Source organism: Anaeromassilibacillus sp. An172, from assembly GCF_002160515.1.
Lineage (GTDB): Bacteria > Bacillota > Clostridia > Oscillospirales > Acutalibacteraceae > Limousia > Limousia pullorum.
In genome coordinates this window covers 26931-34362 of the sequence record NZ_NFKS01000032.1, presented here as the reverse complement: position 1 = coordinate 34362, position 7432 = coordinate 26931, and the positions used below count along the sequence as shown (strand labels likewise).

Below are 7432 nucleotides of genomic sequence, written 5' to 3'. Positions count from 1 at the left end.
CGCTGTTTTCGTGTCGTCCCGAGCGGAACAGTTGCTATTATATAGCATTACACCCCTTTTGTCAACACTTTTTTTGAATTTTTTTTGATTTTTTTTCATTTTTATTTTTCGCCCTATATATTGTGGTTTATCAATGTTACAAACACAAGATATTTCCGCCTCTCACTGCTTTTCGACGCCTTCCGTCAAAAAAATCTTTTCTCTCTTCAAAAAAATTTTGAATTTTTTTAAAAAATATTTTTTCTTTTCAAAAAACATCTGCTGATACTCTCTGTTTTTGAATCAAAAACTGTTTCTACATTTTTCTTTCCTATATAGTATATGCAGGTTTTATCCTTTTGTTTTCGTTTTGAATACCGTTCATAACAATATGTGTTTTTAGCCATATCAGAATTTTTATTTTTTATATAAATCACAATCCAACTATTGCATTGTCGATGTATTGTATAGTATACTATTTTTATAGTATTGATATATTTTCAATACTTTTCTGGATTTTGGCTTGTATTAAGGCCATTTATCACAAAAAGGAGGACATATTTATGAAACACACAAAAAACACCAAGTCAGTTTTTGCACGCATGGTGTCTTTTGCTCTTGCTGCATGTATGGTTTTTTCCATTATAACTGTAACAGCAGGAGCTGAGGAAACTGACGCAAAAAATTACGTAGCTCTCGGCGACAGTATTTCTACCGGCTACGGACTTGCTGAGGGTGAAAAAGCATTTACTCAGCTTGTTGCCGAACAAAACTCTTTTAATCTCACCTCTCTTGCAGAGGACGGAGCAACAACTGCTTCTCTTCTTGCAAAGCTTTCTGAGGCGGAAACAGTAGCCGCTTTGTCAACTGCTGATGTTGTCACCATTACAATAGGCGGAAACGATTTTGTAGGCGCATTTTTTGAATACGTTGCAAGAAGCTATAACGAAGCAAACGAGGGCGCAAACAAAACAGCCGAAGATATCAAAAACGATATTTTGGGAAATAATTTTATTGTGCTTAACTTCGCTTTAGGAATTGCCGAGGATTTCGACTCTTCAACTGAGTGTCAGACTGCAATTGCAGGAGTACAGAAAAACTTTCCTCAGATAATTGCAGCTATTAAAGCCATAAATCCTCAGACTGCTATTATTTTGACAAATCAGTACAATCCTTACAGCTTTGCAGCAGGTACCTTGACCGGAACTGATGAATACACTTTAAAGTTTAAAGCTTTGGAAGGCGCTTTGGATAGTGGTATTCAGACTATCAATTCTTTAGTAGCAGTTTTGTGCACTCAGCTGGGATGTTCTGTTGCTGATACTTATACAGCTTTAAAGGCAGCAGAGGAAAATCCAACAAACGCTGTTTTCTCTCTCTTTGGCCTTTCTCTTGACTTCCATCCAAACGCTTACGGTCATTCCCTTATAGCAAATGCAGTAAGCGCAGTGATTCCAAATGAGCCTGAGTATACAAAGGGCGATGTAGACATGAACGGAGTTATTGATACAAATGATGTTACTATGATACAGATGTATGTTGTGGGTGCAGACCTGGGCGATACATTTAACATTTCTCTTGCCGATTTAAATGATGATGGAGAAATCTCAATTACAGATGCAACTCTTTTGCAGATGTTTATTTCACAAATGATTAACATATAATGTAAATAGTTGAAATAATACAATAAACAAACCATGGCTTTTCTTAATTATAGAAAAACCACGGTTTGTTTTTTACAATTAAAATATCAAAGCTAACTGTAGGCGAGCCATTCCAAATAAATTAGGAAAACGTCTCTCCCGCCTTGAAATCACGTTTATTTCTCAAAATAACTTTTGCAAGGCGGAATTAAAATAAACAGTTATAAAAATAACCGTGGCTTTTCTTATTTTATTATAGAAAAACCACGGTTTGTTTTTACAATTAAAATATCAAAGCTAACTGTAGGCGAGCCATTCCAAATAAATTAGGAAAACGTCTCGCCCGCCTTGAAACGATGCTTATTTCCAAAAGGAAGTTTTGCAAGGCGGAAATAAAATTATGCTTTGTCGATGGAGCCGAAGAGTTCCATTTTCTCTTTAACTGTTGCTTTGATAGCCTCGAAACCAGGAGCGAGGAGTTTTCTTGGGTCAAAGCCCTTACCCTGCTGGTCTTTGCCTGCTTCGATGTACTTTCTTGTAGCCTCAGCAAAAGCAAGCTGACACTCTGTGTTAACGTTGATCTTGGAAACACCGAGGTCGATAGCCTTCTTAATCATGTCAGCTGGGATACCTGTGCCGCCGTGGAGAACCAATGGCATTGCGCCTGTGAGCTTCTGAACAGCGTCGAGAGTCTCAAAGCTGAGTCCCTGCCAGTTTTCCGGATATTTGCCGTGGATGTTGCCGATACCTGCTGCGAGCATTGTAACGCCGAGGTCAGCAATCTTCTTGCACTCTTCCGGATCTGCGCACTCGCCAGCGCCGATAACGCCGTCTTCTTCGCCGCCGATTGAACCAACTTCAGCCTCGAGAGAGAGACCCTTCTCGTTGCAGATAGCTACGAGCTCTTTTGTCTTCTCAACGTTCTCTTCGATTGGATAGTGAGAACCGTCGAACATAACAGAGCTGAAACCTGCTTCGATGCACTTGAGAGCGCCTTCGTATGAACCGTGGTCAAGGTGGAGAGCAACCGGAACAGTGATGTTGAGTTCCTCGAGCATACCGTTAACCATGCCTACAACTGTCTTGTAGCCGCACATATATTTGCCTGCACCCTCGGAAACACCAAGGATAACCGGTGAATTAAGCTCCTGAGCTGTAAGAAGAATAGCCTTTGTCCACTCAAGGTTGTTGATGTTGAACTGGCCTACTGCATAGTGGCCTGCCTTTGCTTTTGTGAGCATATCACGAGCATTTACTAATGGCATTGAAATCTACCTCCGATAATATAAATTGATATAACGGGCACACAAAACAAATCTGTGCTCCTATACGCTTTAATTATACAATACTCTGTTAAAAATATCAAGAAGAATAACTGAAGCCAAACAAAAATCTTTGAAAAATGTGTAGAAATCTGATAAAAGCTTAAAATACGCCGTAAGTTTTTTCATTGTATATTGCAAACATTTTCATTGTTCAACAAATTTTTATCTACACAATAGACAACATAATTTCTAAGTGGTATAATATATCAGATTATAATGTAGAGGGAGTGTTCCTTTTGAAAATTGCAGTTTTGTCAGGCGGACTCAGCACAGAAAGAGATGTTTCCATAACCTCAGGTTCCCTTGTTTCCAAGGCTCTGCGTGAGCGTGGACATCAGGTGGTTTTGCTTGACGTTTATATGGGGTACGAAAAAGACAATTGTGATCCCGAAGAGCTTTTCAGACAGGGTTACGATTTCACAAAAAATGCGGTTATAAGCGAGGATGTGCCTAATCTCAAGCAGATTAAAGCCATGCGTAAGGATAAATCAGACCGTTTCTTAGGTCAGAATATAGAGGAAATATGCCGCTGTGCGGATATAGCTTTTCTTGCCCTCCACGGCGACGTCGGAGAGAACGGAAAGCTCCAGGCAACCTTTGACCTTTTGGGCATAAGATACACCGGAACAGGCTGTCTGGGCAGTGCAATTTCCATGCATAAGGGCATAAGCAAGAGCGTTCTTGCCTACAACGGAGTTCCTGTTCCTAAGGGTCAGGTATTCAATAAGAAAACACCTGTTGAAACATGGAACTTTTTCCCATGTGTTGTAAAGCCATGCTCAGGCGGAAGCAGCGTCGGAGTTTCCATAGCCAATGACAGAGATGAATTTTTGTCAGCTATGAAAGAGGCTTTCCGCTATGAGGAAGAAGTAATCGTTGAACAGTATATAAAGGGAAGAGAATTTTCCGTTGGACTTTTGGACGGAAAGGCTCTGCCGATTATCGAAATAAGACCGAAAACAGGTTTCTATGATTATAAGAACAAATATCAGAGCGGCTTGACAGATGAAATTTGTCCGGCTGAGCTTGATTCTCAGTCCACAATAAGAATGAAGCAGTATGCAGAACAGGCTTACAAGGCTTTGATGCTCCAGGCTTATTCAAGAATAGACTTTTTAATGGACGAAAAGGGCGATATGTATTGTCTTGAGGCAAACACACTGCCGGGCATGACACCTATGAGCCTGCTCCCTCAGGAAGCTTTGGTTCAGGGCATTGAATACGGCGAGCTTTGCGAAAACATTATAGCCTTGTCTTTGGATAAATATCATAAGAGGTAAAAATATGGCAATGAAAAAAATAACAGTGGGTCAGGTTGCCGGCGCCTGCGGCGGCAGGCTTTTCGGAAACGAAAAAGACGCTGACATTGTAATTAAAAATATATTTACCGACAGCAGAAAAGTGGGCGAAGGCTCACTTTTTGCCGCCATTAAAGGGGAACGTGTTGACGGACACGACTTTATTATCCCCTGTTTTGAAAAGGGCGCAGTCTGTGCAATTTCAGAAAATGAAATAGAAACCGACAAACCTTACATTCTGGTTGATTCTACTCTCCGGGCTTTAAAGGATATCGCAGCTTTTTACAGAGGTCTTTTCGACATTCCTTTTATAGGAGTTACCGGAAGCGTGGGAAAAACTTCCACTAAGGAAATGCTTTCAAGCGTTCTTTCCCAGAAATTTAAGGTTCACAAAACCCAGGGCAACTTTAACAACGAGCTGGGCGTTCCTCTCACAATTTTCGGACTTGAGGAGGAACACGAGATTGCCGTAATCGAGATGGGTATTTCAGATTTCGGAGAGATGACAAGACTTTCAAAAATTGTCCGCCCCGACTTCTGTCTTATAACAAACATCGGATGCTGTCACCTGGAAAACCTTATTGACCGTGACGGAGTATGCAAGGCAAAAACCGAAATGTTTGCCAACATGAACCCTAACGGCATGATATTTTTAAACGGCGACGACGACAAGCTTGCAAAAATCCACGAGGTAACAGTGGAAAATCACAGAATAGTCCCAATATTCTATGGAATTTCAGATAAGAACACTTTCCACGCTGAAAATATTTCAGGTGATGTCCGTGACGGAATAGCCTGCGACATTGTTTACGACAATGTGAAGAACCGTGTTTTCATTCCGGCAATCGGAACATACATGGTTACAAACGCCCTTGCGGCTTTTGCGGTGGGAAAGGCTCTCGGTCTTTCCGACGAAGAAATTGTAAAGGGAATTGCCGCCTATGAAACTGTAGGAAGCCGTGCAAGGGTTATTGATACAGGATTTATAACAATAATAGACGACTGCTACAACGCAAACCCCACATCTGTACAGGGCGCTATAGACACACTTGTAAAGTTCCCGGGCAGAAAGGTTGCGGTTTTGGGCGATATGAAAGAGCTTGGCACTAAGACCCAGGATTACCACATTGAAACAGGAAAATACCTCCACAGACACGGAGTTGACGTGCTTGTGGCTGTGGGCGACCTTGCCAAGAACATATATCTGGGAGCACAGATGCCGGAAAAATCCATATATTTCGCCACCACGGAAGAGGCATGCGAAAGGATTTACGACGTTATCAAGGAAAACGATACGGTGCTTGTAAAGGCTTCCCACTCAATGCACTTTGAAAACATTACAAAGGCTTTGGAAAAGTTAAAATAAGGATTATATAAAGGCAGGAAAATTTTTTATGGATTATAAAATTGTCGCACTTGACTTGGACGGAACTTTGGTAAATTCCCGGCACGAAATAAGCGATAAAAACAGTGATATACTTATAAAAATTCAGAAAATGGGCTGTAAGGTTGCCATAGCTACAGGCAGACCATTTAAAGGGGCAACAAGACAGGCGGAAAAGCTGAAGCTTTCAAAATTCGGCGGATATATCATGTGCTACAACGGCGGTCTTATAATGGATTGCAGTGACAACAGGATTATCTACAGCAGAGAGCTTCCCCATGAGTACATTCCGGAAATCTGCGAAGGCATCAAAGGTATGGACATAACAATAAATACATACACCGCCGATGAAATTATCGCTTCAAACAGCCGCAACAAATACACCGAAATCGAACCGAGCATAGTGGGCATGAATCTCCATTTTGTGGACGACTTTGTAAAGTTTGTGGATTTCCCCATAAACAAATGTCTTTTGACCGGCGAGCCGGAAACAATCGCAAAGCTTGAGAAAATTTACAAAGAGCAGTTCAAGGGCAGACTTGACGTATTCAAGTCGGAAGCATTTTTCTTAGAGCTTGTTCCAATAGGCGTAAACAAGGGAGAAGCCATAACAAAGCTTGCAGAAATAAACAATGTGGACATATCGGAAACCATGTCTTTTGGCGACGGATTTAACGATGTGGAGCTTATAAAAACCGCAGGTATGGGAATTGCAATGGCAAACGCCTGCCCTGAGGTTTTGAACGCCGCTGACTACGTCACTTTGAGCAACGACATGGACGGAGTTGCCGCAGGAATTGAAAAATTCTTTTTCGGAAAATAATTAGGCTTATGGAAAGGGAATAAAAATGAATATTACAAACAATCAATTTGAAATCCTTGCATTTGCAGAAAGAGAAAACAGAGAGAATAATGAAAATCCCGGAGTGGGAAGAATTTCCACAGAAACAAGACTTCCCGCAGAGCTTGTAAAGGGAATTTGCTCTGACTTTGAAAATGACGGTGTTTTGGAGCAGGACAGCAACGGCGGTTACAAGGTTACAGAAAAGGGTCTTGAAACACTTGAACCATACAGAGTAAAAAGAGCGGTTATTCTCGCCGCAGGCTTCGGCTCAAGAATGGTTCCTATAACACTCAACACTCCAAAGCCACTGGTTAGAGTTCACGGAAAGATGATAATTGAAACTCTCCTTGACGCCATCGAAAAAGCCGAAATTCCTGAAATCGTCCTCATAAGAGGATATCTGTGGGAGCAGTTCGACCAGCTTAAATACAAGTATCCAAATATTAAATTCATAGAAAACCACCTTTACAACAAGGCAAACAACATCTCCTCTGCCCTTATTGCAAAGGATTTGCTTGAAAACGCCTATGTCTGCGAGGCTGACCTCCTTGTGAGCAATCCTCATCTTATCAGAAAATACGAGTACAGAAGCAACTATCTGGGACAGTACAAGGACTACACAGACGACTGGTGCTTCAAGGTTGAAAACAGCGTTATAAAGGAGCTTCTTGTGGGAAGCGAAAACTGCTATCACATGTACGGCATTTCCTACTGGACAGAAGATGACGGAAAAAAGATGTCAAGCGACATTGAAAAGGTTTACAACATGGAGGGCGGAACAGAAAAGTACTGGGACGAGGTTGCCCTGAGATTTTGTATGGACAACTATGAAATCCATGTAAGACCCTGCTTTGAAGGCGACATTGTGGAAATCGACACCTTCGGCGAACTCCAGCAGATTGATGAAAGCTATAAAATCTAATATTAAAAGGGCGGAATTGTCCGCCCTTATTTTTTAT

The 7432-nt window shown here is 41.3% G+C and carries 6 protein-coding genes; 5 read left to right on the top strand and 1 reads right to left on the bottom strand.

Annotation, left to right across the window (positions count from 1 at the left end; genetic code table 11):
* Positions 1-542 precede the first annotated feature (542 nt).
* A complete protein-coding gene (locus B5F08_RS12110) occupies positions 543-1643 on the top strand; it encodes a GDSL-type esterase/lipase family protein (RefSeq protein WP_158096305.1) in 1101 nt (366 codons plus the stop codon).
* 377 nt (positions 1644-2020) lie between these two features.
* Here B5F08_RS12110 and fba read toward each other — a convergent pair whose 3' ends face one another.
* Entirely contained in the window at positions 2021-2887 is an 867-nt protein-coding gene (gene fba / locus B5F08_RS12105) for a class II fructose-1,6-bisphosphate aldolase (protein ID WP_087379885.1), read from the bottom strand.
* 296 nt (positions 2888-3183) lie between these two features.
* Here fba and B5F08_RS12100 point away from each other — a divergent pair, with 296 nt between their 5' ends.
* From B5F08_RS12100 to B5F08_RS12085, 4 genes are read left to right on the top strand one after another with little or no spacing between them, the layout of a single operon-like run.
* Positions 3184-4227: a D-alanine--D-alanine ligase family protein gene (locus B5F08_RS12100; RefSeq protein WP_087379882.1), complete on the top strand. Its 1044-nt coding sequence runs from the start codon at positions 3184-3186 to the stop codon at positions 4225-4227.
* A gap of 4 nt (positions 4228-4231) precedes the next feature.
* Positions 4232-5611, top strand: a complete 1380-nt coding sequence (locus B5F08_RS12095; RefSeq protein WP_242968464.1) for a UDP-N-acetylmuramoyl-tripeptide--D-alanyl-D-alanine ligase — start codon at positions 4232-4234, stop codon at positions 5609-5611.
* A 28-nt stretch (positions 5612-5639) separates the two neighbouring features.
* Positions 5640-6452 (top strand): Cof-type HAD-IIB family hydrolase, encoded by an 813-nt coding sequence (locus tag B5F08_RS12090; protein WP_087379879.1) that lies wholly within the window; start codon positions 5640-5642, stop codon positions 6450-6452.
* Positions 6453-6477: 25 nt separating this feature from the next.
* On the top strand, positions 6478-7395 hold the full coding sequence (locus B5F08_RS12085) for a sugar phosphate nucleotidyltransferase (protein WP_087379876.1): 918 nt from the start codon (positions 6478-6480) through the stop codon (positions 7393-7395).
* The last annotated feature ends 37 nt before the right edge of the window (positions 7396-7432 follow it).

What these genes read in the sequence shown, in the direction of transcription:
- B5F08_RS12110 (WP_158096305.1), top strand. Translation starts at nt 543, where the DNA reads ATGAAACACACAAAAAACACCAAGTCAGTTTTTGCACGCATGGTGTCT.
- fba (WP_087379885.1), bottom strand. Translation starts at nt 2,887, where the DNA reads ATGCCATTAGTAAATGCTCGTGATATGCTCACAAAAGCAAAGGCAGGC.
- B5F08_RS12095 (WP_242968464.1), top strand. Translation starts at nt 4,232, where the DNA reads ATGGCAATGAAAAAAATAACAGTGGGTCAGGTTGCCGGCGCCTGCGGC.
- B5F08_RS12090 (WP_087379879.1), top strand. Translation starts at nt 5,640, where the DNA reads ATGGATTATAAAATTGTCGCACTTGACTTGGACGGAACTTTGGTAAAT.
- B5F08_RS12085 (WP_087379876.1), top strand. Translation starts at nt 6,478, where the DNA reads ATGAATATTACAAACAATCAATTTGAAATCCTTGCATTTGCAGAAAGA.